The organism is Pseudomonas pergaminensis, assembly GCF_024112395.2.
GTDB classification, from domain to species: domain Bacteria; phylum Pseudomonadota; class Gammaproteobacteria; order Pseudomonadales; family Pseudomonadaceae; genus Aquipseudomonas; species Aquipseudomonas pergaminensis.
Window position 1 is genome coordinate 3,744,825 of the sequence record NZ_CP078013.2, and the last position, 18,789, is coordinate 3,763,613.

Below are 18,789 nucleotides of genomic sequence, written 5' to 3' on the forward strand. Positions count from 1 at the left end.
CACCAAGATGCGCTTGATGCCTCCCTGCCATCACTCTCCACAACGCATCAGAACGCGTAAGTGGCCGATACGCTGACCACATCACCCGACGACTCCGCCTTGCCATCGAGGCTTGCACCGCCCAGGCGATCAACGTTTTGAGTCTTGAGCTTGACCTCTTGCACGAACTGATGGGAATAGGCCAGGTCGACACTCAGCCCCTTGATTGCTTTCACGTCATAGCCAGCCCCCAACGACAGGAATGTACGGTCGCCATCCGGGATCCGCGGGTCGCGGGTCGAATTGCGTGTCGGCGTCTGATCAAGCGCGACACCCGCTCGCAGGGTCAGCTCGTCGGTCAAGCGATAGTCACCACCGAGGGAGTACATCCAGGTGTCCTTATAGTTATACGGGATAGACACAATCGTGTTGCCACCGGACTTGAGCGTCAGGTCTTTGAATGAGGACCACTGCGTCCACGTCACGCTGGCTCCCAAGGTGAAACGATCGTTGAACTGGTGTACCCAGTCCAGACCCGCTGTGGCAGGAATATCCAGTTGGACACTGGCGTGCGCGCCGTCCGGCATGAGCTCCAACCCTGGATAAGCGGTGTTCACCAATGTACCGCTGCCGCCAAACGGGCTCGGCTGTGTCATCAGGTTGTAGGAAAACTGATCGGCGTACATGTTGTATTTGCCGGTCATCTTGTTCTTGATCTTAGCGTGGTAATTCAAGCCAAGCGTATCGCGCTCGGTAGGTTTCCAAACGACGCCGGTAAACCAGCCAGCCGAGATATTGTCAACTTTGACACGCATCAGCGCACTGCCGACATCCGACGGGAAATTGATCCCTCCCAGCACCGAATCGGACACTGCCGCGGCAGATAACAAGTCGACGTTCTGACTGACGAATCCCTTACTGTGCTGCACGATCACACCACCACCGATGGAGAATTGATCATTCACTTTGAACGACAGGGACCCGGTCAAACCTACGGTTTCAATCTTGGTATCCACGGCAAAGTCGCGCAGTTTCGAGTCCTGGTCCCAAGTGGAACGCATACCCTGGGGCACCACCTGGCTCAAGCCGAATGCGAAGCGATCCCCCAGGGGCATGACCATGAAACCGGTCGGCAACCAGGCAGTAAACCCGCCTTGGCCGCCATCGTTGTTATTGACCGTGGTCGCCGCAACATCGGGAAAACCATTGGCATCCAATGGCGTATTGGAAATGGGGTTGCCCGCATAATCAGAGGCATCGCCCTTGTACTTGATCTTGATGCGCGCGTAGTCGACGGTAAATTGCGCAACATTGTGCTCCACAAACGCCATGGCCGCCGGGTTGTTGTATGCCGAGCTGGGGTCATTCTTGAACAGCGAACCACCGCCAAATGCCCGCCCCCAACCTGGCGCGCCGTAGGTCGGTGTCGAAAAACCACCGGCCTGCACCGGGGCGGTCGCCATTGCCCCGCCAATCAACGCCAGCCCCAACAAAACCTGCACATGTTGTTTCTTATTATTCATGCGGCACTCCTTATTGTTATCTCTCTGAGCCAGCCCTGCCGGTTCGTCTTTCGGCTTGCAATTCATGAACTGGCGCCCAGTCAAGGCGCCAGTTTTCAACGGGTGATCAACCCTTCGTTCTTACGCGCGCCTCAAGGCACGATCGTCAACGCAGGGCTTGGGGTGACGCTCAGGCTCACCACGGTGCAACTGCCACTCAGGGTCTGGTTGGCAGCGGTCAGCACACCACCGCTGTAGCCCACGGTAATCGTCGAAGGGCCGCAATTGGAGGCTGGGTACAGAATCGAGCTGGCGATGGTATAGCCGACGTTTGTCACCGAACCGGCGGCAGGGCCGGTGGCAGTCAGGGTCCAAGGCAGACCGGTGATCTTGGGCAGCGCGCAAAGGCCGCCACCGGTGACCGCGACGCCGGTGATCTTGGCAACGCCTGTCGCATCGACATTCCCGGTAAACGTGGCACCACAGTTAACGGTGGCCTGGAAGGACGAAGGCGACTTCACCGAGATGGTGCCTGGCGCAGTGAAGCTTGTGCTTACAGGACTGATGCTGTAGGCGTTCGCCATCGAAGCAGCACCCATGCAAACAGCCAAAGCAGACAACGATACGAGGGTTTTCAAGCTTTTCATTGTTTTTCCTCACATGTTATGGCGAAGTCATTTCGCCAGGGGTAATGGCCATGAACGAGAGGTCACGGTGAAACTGCAGAACTTCCCTTTCCAGCCAAATTTCAATTCAATTACCGAAACAACATCTAACGCTTATTCAACAACTTTGAAGTTCGGCGGCATCTTGATCGACACCGTCTTGATCTTGCAGTCTTCGCCAATCGGGACATTGGCGGCTTCCAACTTGCCGGTGGCGTTATCCCAGGTACCGTCGGCGGTCGAGGGGCCGCACTTGCCGCCGAGGCCGAATGCATGCACATCGACGCTGATCTTCGACATGGAGCCGCTCTTGGTGTCTTTGGCCACTAAGATCCATGGCAAGTTGGTGGCTTCGACCCGGCTGCACTTGAGGCCACCGTCGAATTCAACTTTGTCCACGTTCACTGATGAACCATCGGCTGCGACCTTGCCGGCCACCTTGATGGTGCAATCGGCGCTGATCAGCGCACCTTTGGAGAAACTGATGGGACCCTGGGCCGTAAAGGCGCTACCGGCCGGCTCGATACGCGCGGCCTGGGCCTGGTGATAGGCGATCAGGCCCAGCGCGGCCAATACGATGTGGGTGGTGAACTTGGCAGGTGCTTGCATGGTGTACGTCCTTCCCTTTAATTATTTTTGTTCGGGTCAAACAATTTTCTGGCAACCGATCTGGAAAATCCCGGGCGATAGAGGCCTGCGCGGCACGCAGGCCCCGAGTACGCAAACAATGTGTTACATGAACTTAAAACGGTTTGGCGCTGTTGCTGTACTTCTCCAGGTACTTCAACCGTTGTGAAGGTTGAAGGTTGGTCAAAGTGATATCCCCGGCGTAATGATTCAGTACACGATGGTCCATGCGGCGGCGCCACAAGTACGGCACATATGCCCAGACAATCATGCTCGCGTAGCCATAGGGCAGTTGCGGCGATTCATCAAAGTGGCGCAACGACTGGTAACTACGGGTCGGGTTGGCATGGTGATCAGAGTGCCGTTGAAGTTGGAACAGGAAGATATTGGTGACAATACGGTTGCTGTTCCAAGAATGCCGTGGCGAGCAACGCTCATACCGACCATTGGGCAACTTCTGGCGTTTAAGCCCGTAGTGCTCGACGTAGTTGACCACTTCCAGCAGCGAGAAGCCGTAGATGCCCTGGATGATCAGGAACGGAATCACCGCCGCCCCCAGCCAATAAATCATCGCGCCCCACAACACCACGCTGTACATCCAGGCGCTGAGTACGCCGTTCTGCCAGTGCCATGCCGGCAAGCCGAGCTTGCGCAGGCGTTCACGTTCCAGGTTCCACGCCGAGCGGGCACTGAACCAGACCGAGCGTGGCAGGAAAGCCCAGAAGCTTTCCCCGAGGCGCGAGCTGGCCGGGTCTTCCGGCGTGGCGACGCGCACGTGATGCCCACGGTTGTGTTCGGTGTAGAAGTGCCCGTAGAAAGTCGGTGCCAGGGTGACCTTGGCCAGGAATACTTCCAGCGCGTTGGGCTTGTGCCCCAGCTCATGGGCCGTGTTGATCGCAATGCCGGTGGCGGCGCCGGTCGACATGGCCATGCCCAAGTAGGTAAACCAGCTCGGCTCGCCGTGCAGTTGGGTGCGGGCGGTGATGTAACTGGCGGCGTGGGACAACCCACTGGACGGTTCCAGGTTCGCGGCAGCCTGCAACAGGCCGCCCTGGATGATCCAGTCGATACCGCCAGCGGCGAGCCAGCCGGTGATCACCACTGACGAGATCACGAACACTACGCCGGTGTACACGATCCAGCGGTAGTAGCTCTGGGACTCAAGGTGGGTGACGGCGGACTCAGGAGGGTTGCTCACGTCTTCACCGAGCAAGCCATCGATCAGCGGAATCAGGCCGAAGATCACCAATACACCAACCCACCAGAGTTGCTGGATACCGGTGGTGATAGCCAGGGCACCGGAGAGCAGAGGCGTGGCCAGGGGCATGATGCCCAGCCACCACAGGTGACGCTTGCCGTCGGTCCATACGCTTGGGGCTGCCAGTGTCTGATTCATGGCAACCTCCGTGGGAGGGCAGTGGAAAACAGGTTCAGGGAGCGCTGAATGCTCCAGGAATTCAACCATGCGATAAAAGACGTTTTTTTCATTTTTATTCGCTCTTAGGCATTTCAAAAATCATTTCAAAATAAACATTGAAATATTTTTTTAAAGAAATAGCGCGGAATCGATAGGTCGTCAACTACTTTTTCGAACCCTGTTGAACGTGACTCGGCAGTCTCTTTTTCAGCCGTTTGGTCAGGTCTCTAGGGCAAGCATTTGCGACGAACCGCTGCGCAGTAAGGGCCACGATTATTTGTTCGCCAAGGCGAACGGTGGATGCAGAATCGCGGCGCTTTCCGGAGGTCGCACACGCTTGGCCAACTGCTGCACCGCCTCTACGACTCTTGCGGTGGCGGTGATCGGCAACATATGCCCGCGCCCTTCCACCACCTGCAGCTTCAGGCCCGGGACCTTGTCGGCCAGGGCCTGGCCGTGTTTGCGAAAATCCAGGACCTTGTCCCGCGCGCCATAGATCAAGCTGATGGGCAGCGTCAGTTGCGGGTAGCGCTTGACCATGTCCGGCAGGTCGTCATTGACCCGAGCGATCTCGCTGGACGCGGCGTAAAAGTTGTCGGGCCGCATGCCCAGCAGCCCGCCGCCGCGGGTGGCGAAATCCTCGGGGGCACTGTCGGGGGCGAACACGCCCTTGACCACTGAGCGGCGCGTCAGCAGGCCCATGGGCACGGTCAGCGTGTAGGACACCCATCGCCGCAGCCAGGACGGTCGCACCGCCAGTGACCAGAACACCAGGGGCAACCTCGGTTGTGGATGGGTCAGTGGCGCCACCAGCACCAGCCCCGATACCGCGTGAGGATGGTCAAGCGCCAGCGCCAGGGAAATGGCGCCGCCGAGGGAATGCCCCAGCACCAAGGGCTTATCCAGGCCCAGCGTATGGATAAAGGCCGCCACTTGCCGTGCCTGGGCAGGCAGGTCGGCGGCGGTGCCTTTATGGCGCGTGGAATAGCCCGACCCCGGACGGTCGAGGGTGATGACGCGAAACTGCTCACGCAGTTGTCCGGACAAGGCGTAGGTCAAGTTGCGACTGCTGCCCATCAGCCCGTGAATCATCACCAGCGGCGGGCCTTTGCCTTCTTCGTAATAATGAAAGCGCTCGCCCTCGACCTCCACGAAGCGCCCATTGATCGGAACAGCGGCCTCGATACGCCGCGTCATCCATGTGCTGAAGCCCCACAAAACGGCGCTCGCGCCTATAAATACAGCCGCAGCGATAACCCATTCAACAGCCATAGCTCGGTCCTCTGCATCCCTGCAGCTGGCGACCCGACCGGTATTGATCGGGCCTCAGCCATCGTCCACACCCTGGACCTGAACTTCGTGCCTGCCCGTCGGACAGCGCGCACATGAGGAACCTGGGACTAGCGTAGGCGATATTTTCAGGTAGATTATTTAAAATCTTTTTTAAAATAAGTAATTCAATTTTTCTTTGCAATGGTGTTCTATCTAAAAGACACAACAAGAAAAGGCGCACACCCGATGCCGACGAGGGACTACTTATGACTGCCCAGCGTGACTCAATCGACATCGCCATCATCGGCTCCGGCTTTGCCGGACTGTGCATGGCGATCAAGCTCAAGGAAGCCGGGTTTACCGACTTCTTCATCGCCGAGCAGGCCGACACCCTCGGCGGTACCTGGCGGGACAACCACTACCCCGGCTGCGCCTGCGATGTGCAGTCCCATGTGTATTCGTTTTCCTTTGCGCCCAACCCGGACTGGACGCGGCAGTTCGCGCCGCAAGCGGAAATCCGTGCGTACCTGGAGCAATGCGCCACGCGTTTTGGCCTGGCGCCCTACTTGCGTTTCGGTATGGGGCTTACACGTGCCGTGTTCGATGAGCAGCAGCAACGCTGGCAGTTGAGCTTCAGCGATGGCCGCCAGGTCAGTGCGCGGGTGCTGGTGTCGGGCATGGGCGGCCTGTCGCGCCCGGCTCTGCCGGATATTCCGGGCCTGGACAGTTTCAAGGGCAAGCGCTTTCACTCCCAACAGTGGGACCACAGCTACTCCCTGAAGGGTAAACGCGTGGCGGTGATCGGCACCGGCGCCAGTGCCATTCAGTTTGTGCCGCAGATTGCACCGCAGGTGGCTCATCTGGACCTGTTCCAGCGCACCCCACCGTGGATCATGCCCAAGCCCGACCGACCGATTTCTCCCGTCGAGCGCTGGCTGTTCAAGCACCTGCCCTTCACCCAGCGCCTGGTGCGCAGCGCGTTCTACTGGGCGCTGGAAGGCCGCGTGGTCGGCTTTGCCCTGAACCCGCGGCTGATGAAGATGGTACAGAAAATCGCCCTGCGCCACCTGCACAAGCAAGTGGCGCGTCCGTCCCTGCGCAAGACCCTGACCCCGGACTACACCATCGGCTGCAAGCGGGTGCTGATCTCCAATGACTACTACCCCGCCTTGTCGCGCAGCAATGTCGAGGTGGTGACCGAGCGCGTGCTGCGCATCGAAGCGGACGGTGTGTTCACCAGCGACGGCATCAAGCACCCGGCGGATTGCCTGATCTTCGGCACCGGCTTCCAGGCCACCGATCCCCTGCCCCGCGACTGCATCATCGGGCGCGGTGGCGTGGACCTGATGGACACCTGGCAAGACGGCGCCCATGCGTACAAGGGCACCACGGTGCCTGGCTATCCCAACCTGTTCCTGATCGTCGGGCCCAACACGGGCCTGGGGCACAACTCGATGATCCTGATGATTGAAGCCCAGGTGACCTACATCCTCGACGCGCTCCAGCAAATGCAACGGCATCGCATCGCCACCGTGGACGTCAAGGCCGCCGTGGAGAGCACCTACAACCAACAACTGCAAGCCAAGCTCAAGCGCACCATCTGGAACACCGGCGGTTGCCAGAGCTGGTACCTCGACCCACGCACCGGCAAGAACACCACCCTGTGGCCCGGCTCGACCTGGCGCTTCAAACAGGTGACCCGCCAGTTTGCGCTCAAGGATTACGTGGCCGACCTGCTACCGATCAATCCACCCAGCCGGCCCGTGTCGGCCCCCCACTCCACCCCGGAAGGCAGCCTGTCATGAAGTCATTCAATGGCCGCGTAGCGGCAATTACCGGCGCGGCATCCGGCATGGGCCGCGCCCTGGCAGTGGCCCTGGCGCGGGAAGGTTGCCACCTGGCGCTCGCGGATAAAAACGGCCAGGGACTGGAGCAGACCCTGGCGCTGATCAAGTCCTCGACCCTGGCCCCCGTGGTGATCACCACCCAGATACTGGATGTTTCCGATCGCCAGGCCATGGAGGATTGGGCCGCGCGCTGCGTGGCTGAACACGGCCGGGTCAATCTGGTGTTCAACAATGCCGGGGTTGCCCTGTCGAGCACCGTCGAGGGCGTGGACTATGCCGACCTGGAATGGATCGTCGGCATCAACTTCTGGGGAGTGGTCCACGGCACCAAGGCGTTCCTGCCGTACTTGAAAGCGTCAGGCGAAGGCCACGTGATCAACACCTCCAGCGTGTTCGGCCTGTTTGCTCAACCAGGCATGAGTGGCTACAACGCCACCAAGTTTGCGGTGCGCGGCTTTACCGAATCCCTGCGCCAGGAGCTGGACATGCAGGGCTGCGGCGTGTCGGCCACCTGCGTGCACCCCGGCGGCATTCGCACCGATATCTGCCGCAGCAGCCGCATCGACGCGAACATGACCGGTTTCCTGATCCACAGCGAACAGCAGGCCCGTGCCGATTTCGAAAAGCTGTTTATTACCGACGCCGACCAGGCCGCCAAGGTGATCCTGCACGGCGTGCGCAAAAACAAGCGTCGCGTGCTGATCGGCCGCGACGCGTATTTCCTCGACCTGCTCGCCCGTTGCCTGCCGGCGGCCTATCAAGCGCTGGTGGTGTTCGCCAGCAAGCGCATGGCCCCCAAGCCGCGCACGCCGGTGTTTGAAACCAACGACGAGCCTCGCCTCTGAACAGGAGCACACACTATGTTGCCGATCCGCCGTGACATCCGTTTCGCCCTGCCCGCCGAGCGCATCAAGGACTGGCATGAACAGGGTCCGTTCATTACGCATTTTTTCAATGCGCTGTCGTTGCTGTTCCCCCAGGGCGAGCTGTTTTTCATGGACAGCGTGCGCCACTACCGCCAGCACATCGACGACCCAGAACTGAAAAAAGAGATCCAGGGTTTTATCGGCCAAGAGGCCATGCACAGCCGCGAGCACGTCGCCTACAACGACCTATTGCAATGTGCAGGGCTGCCGGCGCACACCCTGGACCGACGCCTTAAATTCATCCTCGACCTGCAGAAGAAACACCTGCCGCCGTCCTTCAACCTGGCGGTGACCATCGCCCTTGAGCACTACACCGCGATGCTTGCGGAAATACTCTTGAGCGACCCGTCGCGCTTTGGCGACTCACTCAAGGGCTACCAGCAGATGTGGTACTGGCACGCCCTGGAGGAAACCGAACACAAGGCCGTCGCCTTCGATGTGTGGAACCGCGTGATCAAGCCGGGGCCCAAGCGCTACCTGCTGCGCACCGGGACCATGCTGACCACCACGGTGTTCTTCTGGCTGGTGGTGTTCGACTTCCACCTGCGCCTGCTGATAGCCGACCGCAAAGCCGGTGGGCACGTGAAGGGCTTCTGGCGCATGTTGAAGTTTCTATATGGGCCGAGGGGTGTTTTCCCACGGATGCTGGTGCCATGGCTGCACTACTTCAAGCCCGGCTTTCACCCTTGGGACCACGATAACCGTTCGCGCCTGGCCGGCATCGACGGGCTGCTCAAGGACATCGAGCAGACTCAACGCGGCTATTGAACCTGTGCCAAGGCGGCGCGCTCATGCACGAAGGCTTCCAACTGGTCACCCGACAGCGCCTTGCTGAAATACCAGCCTTGGATAATCAACTCGGCGCCGCTGTTCAGGAAGGCCAATTGCTCGGCAGTCTCGACGCCCTCCACCACCACGCCCAGGTTCAACGCCTCACAGAAGCGCAGCATGCCGGTCATGACCTGGGCGCCCTTGGGGTCGTGCTGGGCCACCACGAAGCTGCGGTCGATCTTGATGAAGTCGACCGGGAATTGGTGCAGGTAACTCAAGGCCGAAAACCCGGTGCCGAAGTCGTCGATGTAGACCTTGGCACCGATGGCCTGCAGCTTCTGGATGGTCTGGCGCGTGACCTGGATATCACTCACCAACGCGTCTTCGGTGATTTCCACCGACACCTGCCCATGGGCCTGGGCGAGGATGTCCACCAGGCGCTCACCGTACGCCGCGTCGGTGAGGGTCGCGCTGGAAATATTGATGGTCATCGGCAAGGCAAAACCGAGCTTCTGCCACTTCTGGTACTGGCGAACCGCCTGGGACGCCACCCACACATCCACGTCAGGCATCAACCGCGCCTGGGCCAGCCACTGCAGGAACTCCCACGGCGAATGCACCGTGCCCTGGGCATCGCGGGCGCGCATCAGCGCTTCACAACCGGTGCACAGGCCGGTTCGGGTCGAGACCTGCGGCTGGAATTCAAGGTAGAACTCGTAGTCGCTGATCTGCTGGATGCGGCTCATCTCAGTGGCCTGGCGCGCCAGAATCTTGTGGGAGGCGAGTATCGGGTCCAGCTCTCGCAGGCGGCCCTTTTCCTCAAGCCCACGGAAGGTCATGTCCAGGGACTTGAGGTACACCGTACCGCCTTCGGTGGCCTGGCGATGGATTGCGCGCACATACGGCGCATACACCAGGGTGCCCAGGCCCAGCAGCGCCACTTGCAAAACCACCGCAGCCAAATCGCCGTGGGTACTGAGGTAGGCATTGAGCAACACCGGCGCCGTGAAGGGCACGCTGACCACCGCCGGCGACACCCACCCCATCTGCACCACTGTCAACGCCACCATGGCGTTCAACGCGGGCACGATCAGAAACGGAATGAACAAACGCGGGTTGAGGATGATCGGCAAACCGAACAACAGCACCTCACTGACGTTGAACAGCGACAGCGGCAGGCTCGCCACCGCTAACAGGCGCATGGATTGGCTCTTGGAGAACAGCAGGATTGCCAGCAACAGGCACAAGGCACCGCCCGAGCCGCCGATAAACGCAAAGCTGCCCAACAGGCCACTGTTCAACACATATTTGATCGGCTCACCCGCCGCCAGTGCCAGGTTATTGAGCACCACCGCCTGGTCCAGCACGTCGAACAGCGGTTGCATGGCGTACACGCCGTGGATGCCGAAAAACCACAGCAGCGAATTCATCAGGGTCACGAACAGGCCGCTGCCGTAGGGCGACTGCAGCGCGTTCAGCACTTGGGGGCCTTGCAACTGCGCTACATACGGAATCTGCAGCAACAAGGACAACACCACCACCAATGCCAGGGCGGTTATGGCCCCCGGCAGCACCATATTGATGGCGCCCCGCAGGTTGTGCCCCACCAGGTCTTCATTGACCAACCGGGTCCAGCGAAACCGGTGCAGCCAGGCAATCACCGGCACATTCAGCAACGGCGATGCAATCGCGATAAACAGTACGAAGGTGGCCGAAGCCCTGGGGTATTCGCGCAGGATAAAGGTCGCTACCACCACATGGGCCAGGCACAGGAACGCCACCGGCAGTTGCGGCAGACGATGCTGGATCGCCAGCATATAACCGATGGAAGCGGCGACCAGCAGCGGGATCACCGAGCTGATCTGGTTGTGCAGGCCCGCCAGGAACGCCACCACTTGCGGGTCGAAGCCAAGGACGCGGGCGCATTCGGACAGGATCAGAAAGCCCGCCGATACCAGCAGGCATGGCAGGATCCACAACAACCCTTCGCGAATCGCCCGCAGCGACTCGGTGCTGGCCAACGCAGCCAGACGTTGCGTGAAGAACAGCTTGAACAGCGTTTGTGCCATGACCCATCCCCCTGCCCATCGCCCACTGTCCCTGAAAGGCAGGGCCGGAAACACGGGCTAACGCTACACGTCCTGGCACGATGAGCGAAAGCCTTTTGCCATTCATCCGGGTGAATTTTCCGCAGTGGACGACAGGCAATTCCGTGATCTTGCCAAAAAATTGAATGTCCACACCCAGACTTATCCCTGGATCTGCTTCAATGAGGCCTGTGTGAATGTCCGCCTGACCCTCTCTATGTTTGGAGTAAGCCCTTGTCACAACCCGGTGATAACCACCAGCTCGCGCTGGACAGATTCCTCGACGAACACCCCGATGTCGCCACCGAACTCGATAGCCTGAACCCGCTGGCCGCCCAGGCCAAGGGCGAAACCCTGGCCCAATACCGCGCCGAGCGTCTGCATGAAGCCTTCGAAGCAGAGGCCGAGCGCCAGGGCCTTTTTGCCTGGGAATTGACCCTCAAGCTCACCAGCGAATCCGCCGAAGCCTTCGAGGCCCAACGCCTTGAGGTGCACAAGGAGGTGGCGCAGATGGCAGGGCTGAGCTGGACCGAGTACTGCCAGCTGCATGACCTGGCCGGTTGACGCATTACCCCAGGAACCAGCGACGTCGCCGGTTCGCCAACGCCTCGCGCAGTTCGGCGACGCTGACCGTTCGCTGCTCGGGGTCCATCGCCAGCGCTGAGCACAACGACGGCCAGCAATGCCTGGGCAATTGCCTGGGCCGAGGCAGCCGTTGATGGCCCTGGCGATCACCGGGGCGTCGCCCCTCGGCCAGTTCATAAAGCACACACGCCGCCCCATACAGGTCGGCACTGGCCGACGGTGCCCCTCCCGCCATCAACTCCGGCGCGGCATAGGCCGGTGTCCAGGCGTTCAGGCGACTGCGGCTCAAGCCGGGTAGCCCGGCCCTCGCCTGCACCTCGGCATGCCCCAGGCCAAAGTCGAACAGGCGCATCCCCTGCTCTCCCACCATGATGTTCGCCGGTTTCACATCGCCATGCAGGACACCCTGTCGATGGGTGTAGTCCAAGGCGTCGAGCAGTTGCAACGCCATGGGCTGCAACGCGTGCCAGGGCAGCCCCTGGGGACACTCCGGCAGCATGCGGTCCAGCGTCAGGCCAGGCATGACTTCCATGGTGAAGAATGCCAATTGGTGATCCGTGTCGACCTCGAAAGAAAACACACGGACGACGTGCTCATGGCGCAGGCTGCGGGTCATAGCGAACTCGCTGTACAGCAACACATGGGCGTCGTCGCACATGGAAAGAGGTTCACCCAACAGCTTCAACGCCACTCGGCAGTCCGGCTCGCCGAACGCCTCATGCAGCAGGTCCCGGGCACGATAGACCACGCCCATGCCGCCACTGCCAAGGACTCGTTCAAGCTGATAGCGCCCCGCAAGCAGGCTTGGCAAGGCCGGCGCCTCGCTCATGACTGGACCACCACGGCAGTCAGGTCATCCGGCGCCGGCCCACGCAGCACATCGCTGAACAATCGATCCACCACCTGACGTGGCGTGCCTGCGCTCATGGCGCTCCCCAGCGCGCTGTGGCTGAGCCCCTGGTACAGGCCATCACTGCACAACAAAAACACATCCCCGGCGTGGACGCCCAGTTCCAGCACCTCCAGGCTCAGTGGCTGTCGAGCACCGATCGCGCGGGTCAAGGCTTTTGCGCCGGGATGAGCCTGGGCCAGCTCGGGACTCAAGTGCTGTTTGTCCATCAGATGCTGCTGCAAGGAGTGGTCACGCGACAGCTGATACAAACGCTGCCCGCGCCATAGGTAGCAGCGACTGTCCCCGGCCCAGATACACGCCGCGCGGTCGTGTTCGAGCACCAGCACAACGACCGTGCTGCCTATAATGCCCGACAGCCCATCGGCGGGTTGCAGTTGGCTGTCGAGGCCGCGCAGGCTGCCTCGGATCGCCTTGACCCGCTGGTCCAACCCGCCTTCGCCCGACAGCGCAGCAAGGCTGCTGACCACCCGTTGACTGGCGACATGCCCGGCCGTGTGGCCGCCCATGCCATCGGCGACCGCCCAGCAACCGCGTTGCGGGCAGTCGAGGAAGGCATCCTCGTTGTGCGTGCGACGCTTGCCTTGCGCCGTTTGCCCGGCGCTTCGCCAGGAGAGCGCCCGGCTCACAGCTGCTCCGGCAGGCGGAAGGTCCGCCATGTCGCCATCTGGAACGGGCTGGGGTTGCGTTGACTGGTGAGCAGGTAATTGGCACGCAAACCGGCAAGGTCAGCCTTGAGTATCTGCGCGTCCCTGCCGCTGGCGGCCTCGTTTTGCATCAGCTCGAAAAGCCGGAACAGCGACCAGGCGCCCCGGTCTTTTTCGATGCCCAATGGCCGCTCTGCACCGCGTTCCAGTATCAGGCTGCCGCGACCGTTATCGGTGTCGATCGGCCAACGGAACGCCATTGGCACAATCGGGCCATGCCGGTATTCCAACTGCTGATCGCCTACCCGCAGCGTCGCCCGGCTGACAGCCTGGTCCAGGCTGTAGGGCGCCAGCGTAAACCGAACGGCCCAATCCCCCTGGTCCTCGGTGAAAAAACCTTGGCGGATGGTCTGGGCCTTGGCCAGTTGATCCAGCAGCGAACGCGACACCGGCAGACTGTGCCCCTCCAGACTGCGCAAACGATAGCGGTTACCCTCGGCACTGACGAAGGGCCGCAGGAAGCCATCATAGAAGCGCTCCATCGTCCCTCGCGGTTTGAAGAAGGCCTGGAAATCATCCAGGGCGACGTCGCCGCCAGCATGGGCATTGAACGGGTAGCGTTGCCGAATCGCCTTCGCGTAAAAGCCATGGACCTCACTTTGATAACGCTGATTGATATACACATAGGCGTCATCCAGCAGGTGGCGCCAACTCTGCTCGGCAACCCCTTCGAACCAGCCCTTGAGCGGCGCAGGCAAGCGCATGGCCGTATCCCGCAGGTTCCCCAAGAGCGGTTGCTGCCCCTCCATGCGTTGCCTGGCCAGCTTGTACGCTGCCTGCTCCGGCGAACTCTCCCGGCTCAGTGTCGACAATTGCAGCTGCAGTTCGTCCAGCAGGCGCAATGCCTGCATCCACTCGCCAGCGGGGTTCTGCTCGTCATCGAGCAATTGGTGCAATGGCTCGAAGCGGCGCTGCAATGCACGTCGGGCGGTATCCGCCGGCACCACGCTGTTCAGCACGCCTGTGGCTGCCGTGCCCAACACACCCGCGTGCTGGCTAACCGCCTCAAACCGCTGCGATGCCGGCACCAGACGGGTGTTTTCGCGCACCTGCTGCAACACCTGCAGCACCCCCGACTGGCTGGATGCAAGGCTTGCCAACTGCTGCGCACTTTGTCTCAGGCTGTCACTTTCTACCAGTCGGAGTCGACCAAGCGCTTCACTCCAGGCATCGGCGTATTCACTGAAATAGCGCTGCTCCAGCTCCAGCATCAACTTACGCAACGCCATTACGCTGAGATCAGTCGCCTCACCAAGCACCCAATTATCCTGGGCAATGGCATTGACCAACTGAGGGCCCTGCCGCTCGAAATACTCAACGTACTTTTTGGTATAGAACCCCGGAACGGCTGACTCGCCCCTGGAGAACGCCGGACCTGCAGCCAAGTGGTGAGGCTCCAGATTCCGCGCTTGATCACGCAGTGCACGGTAGACCACCTCGGCCAGTGATTCGCCGCGTAACGCCTGGCGAGCCTGGGCTACCGACTCATCGTTCAACGCCACTTCAAAGGGTTGTTCAAGGAGCCGCATGAGGTATTCGCTCAGTCGCTTATGTGCCAATGTATCCCCTGCATTCCCCGCAGGCCATTGCCCGGCCACATATTCCGCCAGCCAAGCCGTATCACGTCGATCGCGCAGGTTGAGCATCAGGTAGGCGCGCAGGCTATCCAACAAGCGCTCGCGGTCACCCAGGCTCGCTTGCACCTGCGTTTCGAGCAGGGAGGTGACAAAGGGCAGCAGTTGCTGACGCAGGGACTCTTCATAGGCGCCGTCCAACAGCGGACGACTGACGTCGCCTTGATATAAACCGGCCCGATCGACCCATCGTGCCGCTGCCTGCGGTGGAAATACGCGTGTCGCGGCCAGCCGACTGTCCAGCAACGCCAACAATGCCGGGCTATCGTCCAGGCCGAGCGGGGTTGAAGGCGTGGGGCTGGTCAATGCCAGCAGCTGTACCAACCGCTGATGGTTGAACGAATAGCTGTGCATCCATAACGCTGCCACTGCGCCGATAAGGATTGATGCAGCCAGCGCCAATGCCCCGTGACGTCGACGTATACGCTGCCGCTCCGGGGAATGCAGCCCGGCCAGATCAGCCTCGGCAAAAATCACGCGATTGAACAGGCCCTGGACAAAGTGAGCACGTCCATCGCTTGACTTCGCGCTGGTCAGGTAGAACCCTCGCAGGCCATTGATACGCTGATTACGATGGGCGGAAAACGCAGTCTCGATAAACAGGCCCAAGCCATCGCCGAGGCGTGCAACCTGCCGGGGGAACTCCAGCATCTGGCCCCGTCGCTCAAGGTTTCGCTCCTGATGCAAACGCGGGATCAGCTCGGCGCCCAGGCGCTGCAGCAACGCGTCGAATGCTTCACGCACTTCGGCGACGTCAATGCCGGTCGTACCGGCTGCCAAGCAACCACCCAACACATCGTCGGCGCTGTCGCCCTGTTGCGCATCGAAGAACTCGGCAAACCCAGGCAACCGATCAGCCTGGGTCAATGCCAGGTAAACCGGCACATCCACATGCAATACCTGCTGAATATCCTGCAAGCGGGTGTGCACGTTACGCGCCTGCAGTTGCAGGTCGTGTTCATGGCTGCGCAATAGCGTATCAACTGACAGCGTCACCACCACGCCATTGAGCGGCCGAGATCGGCGCCACGATTTGAGCAGGCCCAGCAACGCCGACCAACCTGACCCGTCTACCGAAGGGTCCGGCTGGTCCAAGTAGCGGCCAGCCAATTCGACCAGTACCGCCTCATCCGCGAAATACCAGTCACAGTAGGCGCTCGTGCCTGGACGCGCCGCTTCGGTCCGGTCAAGGGGTGACTGCAACCCATTGGCGGACAGCAACGCCGTTTTGCCGCTCCCCTGCTCGCCGATCAACAGATACCAGGGCAGCTCGTTGCGTGAGCGTTCGCTGCGTTCACCATAGCAGCGTGAAGTTTTCAGGGTGTGCAGGGCCTCTTTAAAGCGCCCGCGTATGTGCCCAATTTCGTTGCTGATCAATGCCTGTCGTCGATGACGGTCCTGGTGTTCAGGCTGATCGAGGCGAACAGCGCGGCGTGCGCCTACCACAACCATCGCCAATCCCCAGAACAACAGCATCGCGCTGATGGTCAGCAAACGGGCAGTGGAACTTTGCCAGAAACGGTAGTCATCCACCGCCAGCAAAGGCCCGAAAAACCACACCAGCAGCGCACAGGAAAACACCAGTAACAGGCTCCAGGCCCAACTCTTGCGCAGCACCGTGCCCACGCCCTTGAAGAATGCGTTCATTCATTGCTCCCTGCGTTACAAGGGCGTCTGGGACGCGCCTGACACCGACGATTGAAAAGGTTGCAGCGCCGTCATGCGCTCCTGCCCCAAAACCCAGGCAAAGCCTGAATACATCACGAGTAAGCAGGCCAGCACACCGAGGGCAACCCAGGTGAAAGAAATAAAGCGGACGCGCGATCGAGTTACCTTCATCGACGCGGGCGAAAGCGAGACAGGCAGTCGCTCACCGCGCACATGCCGGATCTGGCGATACACCGCATCCTGCATACTCTCAAGCTGCACCCTGCCCCGCTCCATGACCCGGTATTTGCCCTCGAACCCCAGCGACAGGCACACGTACATAAGCTCCAGCATGGCCACATGCTTGACAGGATCGCGGGACAAGCGCTCCAGCAACTGGAAGAACTTTTCACCGCCGAAGGTTTCGTTGTGAAAGCGGCTCAACAAGCTCGTCTTCGACCAGTCGCTGCGACTGCCCCAGGAAGTGGTGACCACCGCCTCATCAATCACAGTGCAGAGCACATAGCGCGCCGACATCACCTGACTATTTTCAGCGCCCTGGTGCAGGGCTCGTGCCTCAAACGCATTGACCTCGGATGAAAGCTGGTCATTGAGCGACAACAGGCTTTCCCGAGCAGGGCCGGTTTTCAGTTGCACGAGCTGCAACAAGAGTTCCCAGGCCGCTGCCAGGAGGATATTGGAGCCCACGCTGAAGCGCTGCGCGCCCTGCAAGTGGGCGCTATAGATCATGCGGTCTTCCAGTTGCTCGAAACGTGGCGGCGATGGGAAGTCCGTGACGGCCCCATGCGCCGGGCCTAGCCCCTCTCGGTCGAGCAGCACGGTTTTTTCGTCCTGCGGGTATTCACTGTCCATCGTCATGGCATTCAGTTCCTGATAGCCCAGAAGTTGAGTTGCAGCTCGGCAAACTCGCCGCTGGCGTGAAAGGCGAAACCACCCGACTGCTCCAGTTGCGCGATGTCGCGGGGACTGAGTTCGAGCATGAAATAGGTCTTGCCCGCGTGGAACGGAATCTGCCTCGGCGCTACCGGCAGCGGCTTGACCTTGATGCCGGCGAGGTGCAGGTTCACCAGCTCGCGGATGCGCTCAACGGGGCCGATCTTGAGGTGTGATGGCAGGCGATGGCGCAGCTCCTCTGTATCGCACTGGGCAGTGGCCGCCAGAATGAACGTGGCCGAGCCGAGTAGCTTGAGATCGTTCACCGGGCAGACCAATACCCCGTACTGGCGCGGTTGCAACGTCAGTTCAATGGCATGTTGTTCCAGCACCCATGAAAGCAAGGTGCGAAGCCCCTCCATCAGCCCACGGAAGCTCGCGCCTTGATCACCGTGCTGGTAGTGCACCGAGCATTGCGCGCGCTTGTTGTCGCTGGCGAACGTTGACAGCTCGCCAAGAATCGACAGCAACTCCCGAAACACCTGCTCCGGACGGACCTGCGCCTGGCTCAGGTAGTGACGCAAAATCAACTCCGCACGATTGATCAATTGCAGCATCAGAAAATCACCGACCTGTGCCCCGGCAGAGGCACCACTGCCCTGGATGCGGGCGGCAATCGCCTCGCCACGGTTGGCCAGCAGGCTGATCACTTCCTTGACGCATGACGACACATAGCCGGCGCCTTGCAGATAGAGAAACGTCGGCACGAAATCCGCCTCCAGCCGCACCCCACCTTCTTGGGTCGAAGCCAACACCTGGGCGACCTGCAGTTTCACGTAGGACGGATCACTGGGCTGCTCGCCCAACACCAGGCGCAAATCCGGGCGTGCACAGTGGACCTGGCACAGGGAATCGACACCGGCATTGGTGTCCCCTATCTCGGTTTCATAAGCGACGTAACGCGCAAGGACATCGCTTTGCTCCTGCCTGCGCACGTGCACCTGATTGTCAGTCGCCAGCGGCAACGCCAGGTAGACCGCTTGCCTGCCTGCGTTGGCAGGAACCTGTAGCACCAGGGGCTCCATCGCACCGCTGAGTTCGAACAGGCTGCCATCGGGTAATACACCGCTGGCCTGGGTGACAACCACCTTGCCCAGGTTGAGGTATTGCACGTCCACTTCCAGGGTCAGGAAACCCCAGGCATCGCTGTTCAGCAGGCGCGTGCGGTTGAGTTGCCGATGGTAGTAGCGATCGCTGTGCTGCAAATGCTGGGGCCTGAGCAGCATGCCTTCTTGCCAGATAACGTTGTGGGTTTGCAT

The 18,789-nt window shown here is 60.6% G+C and carries 15 protein-coding genes; 4 read left to right on the plus strand and 11 right to left on the minus strand.

All coding sequences use genetic code 11. The annotated features are described in order from the left end of the window. Positions 1 to 47 precede the first annotated feature (47 nt). From KUA23_RS16840 to KUA23_RS16860, 5 genes are all read right to left on the minus strand, one after another. A complete protein-coding gene (locus tag KUA23_RS16840; RefSeq protein ID WP_078048770.1) occupies positions 48 to 1,502 on the minus strand; it encodes an outer membrane protein transport protein in 1,455 nt (484 codons plus the stop codon). A gap of 131 nt (positions 1,503 to 1,633) precedes the next feature. Further along, positions 1,634 to 2,128: an alkane oxidation protein activator PraB gene (gene praB, locus KUA23_RS16845; protein ID WP_078048771.1), complete on the minus strand. Its 495-nt coding sequence runs from the start codon at positions 2,126 to 2,128 to the stop codon at positions 1,634 to 1,636. A 132-nt stretch (positions 2,129 to 2,260) separates the two neighbouring features. Continuing rightward, positions 2,261 to 2,755 carry an alkane oxidation protein activator PraA gene (gene praA, locus KUA23_RS16850; RefSeq protein ID WP_028616492.1) on the minus strand — a complete coding sequence of 165 codons (495 nt, stop codon included), beginning with the start codon at positions 2,753 to 2,755 and terminating at the stop codon, positions 2,261 to 2,263. 133 nt (positions 2,756 to 2,888) lie between these two features. Next, entirely contained in the window at positions 2,889 to 4,169 is a 1,281-nt protein-coding gene (locus KUA23_RS16855; protein WP_099491620.1) for an alkane 1-monooxygenase, read from the minus strand. 294 nt (positions 4,170 to 4,463) lie between these two features. Next, positions 4,464 to 5,462, minus strand: coding sequence for an alpha/beta fold hydrolase (locus tag KUA23_RS16860; RefSeq protein WP_252992463.1), 999 nt, complete (start codon positions 5,460 to 5,462; stop codon positions 4,464 to 4,466). 266 nt (positions 5,463 to 5,728) lie between these two features. Here KUA23_RS16860 and KUA23_RS16865 point away from each other — a divergent pair, with 266 nt between their 5' ends. From KUA23_RS16865 to KUA23_RS16875, 3 genes are read left to right on the plus strand one after another with little or no spacing between them, the layout of a single operon-like run. Beyond that, positions 5,729 to 7,267 (plus strand): flavin-containing monooxygenase, encoded by a 1,539-nt coding sequence (locus tag KUA23_RS16865; RefSeq protein ID WP_252992464.1) that lies wholly within the window; start codon positions 5,729 to 5,731, stop codon positions 7,265 to 7,267. Next, on the plus strand, positions 7,264 to 8,154 hold the full coding sequence (locus KUA23_RS16870) for an SDR family NAD(P)-dependent oxidoreductase (protein WP_252992465.1): 891 nt from the start codon (positions 7,264 to 7,266) through the stop codon (positions 8,152 to 8,154). The genes KUA23_RS16865 and KUA23_RS16870 overlap by 4 nt, the downstream gene beginning before the upstream one ends. 15 nt (positions 8,155 to 8,169) lie before the next feature. Next, positions 8,170 to 9,003 carry a metal-dependent hydrolase gene (locus KUA23_RS16875; protein WP_252992466.1) on the plus strand — a complete coding sequence of 278 codons (834 nt, stop codon included), beginning with the start codon at positions 8,170 to 8,172 and terminating at the stop codon, positions 9,001 to 9,003. Here KUA23_RS16875 and KUA23_RS16880 read toward each other — a convergent pair. Next, positions 8,997 to 11,075 carry a PTS sugar transporter subunit IIC/EAL domain-containing protein gene (locus KUA23_RS16880; RefSeq protein ID WP_252992467.1) on the minus strand — a complete coding sequence of 693 codons (2,079 nt, stop codon included), beginning with the start codon at positions 11,073 to 11,075 and terminating at the stop codon, positions 8,997 to 8,999. The genes KUA23_RS16875 and KUA23_RS16880 overlap by 7 nt on opposite strands. A gap of 252 nt (positions 11,076 to 11,327) precedes the next feature. Between KUA23_RS16880 and KUA23_RS16885 the strand changes: the two genes are divergently transcribed. After that, positions 11,328 to 11,657, plus strand: a complete 330-nt coding sequence (locus KUA23_RS16885; protein ID WP_078048778.1) for a DUF6388 family protein — start codon at positions 11,328 to 11,330, stop codon at positions 11,655 to 11,657. A gap of 4 nt (positions 11,658 to 11,661) precedes the next feature. Here the strand turns inward: KUA23_RS16885 and KUA23_RS16890 are convergent, their stop codons facing one another. From KUA23_RS16890 to tssK, 5 genes are read right to left on the minus strand one after another with little or no spacing between them, the layout of a single operon-like run. Further along, positions 11,662 to 12,507: a serine/threonine-protein kinase gene (locus KUA23_RS16890; protein ID WP_252992468.1), complete on the minus strand. Its 846-nt coding sequence runs from the start codon at positions 12,505 to 12,507 to the stop codon at positions 11,662 to 11,664. After that, positions 12,504 to 13,217, minus strand: coding sequence for a PP2C family protein-serine/threonine phosphatase (locus tag KUA23_RS16895; RefSeq protein ID WP_214496851.1), 714 nt, complete (start codon positions 13,215 to 13,217; stop codon positions 12,504 to 12,506). Before KUA23_RS16895 ends, KUA23_RS16890 begins: the two co-directional genes overlap by 4 nt. Continuing rightward, on the minus strand, positions 13,214 to 16,576 hold the full coding sequence (tssM, locus tag KUA23_RS16900) for a type VI secretion system membrane subunit TssM (RefSeq protein WP_252992469.1): 3,363 nt from the start codon (positions 16,574 to 16,576) through the stop codon (positions 13,214 to 13,216). Before tssM ends, KUA23_RS16895 begins: the two co-directional genes overlap by 4 nt. Before the next feature lie 15 nt (positions 16,577 to 16,591). Beyond that, a complete protein-coding gene (gene icmH / locus KUA23_RS16905) occupies positions 16,592 to 17,455 on the minus strand; it encodes a type IVB secretion system protein IcmH/DotU (protein WP_214496849.1) in 864 nt (287 codons plus the stop codon). Positions 17,456 to 17,460: 5 nt separating this feature from the next. Continuing rightward, on the minus strand, positions 17,461 to 18,789 hold the full coding sequence (tssK, locus tag KUA23_RS16910; RefSeq protein WP_078048781.1) for a type VI secretion system baseplate subunit TssK: 1,329 nt from the start codon (positions 18,787 to 18,789) through the stop codon (positions 17,461 to 17,463).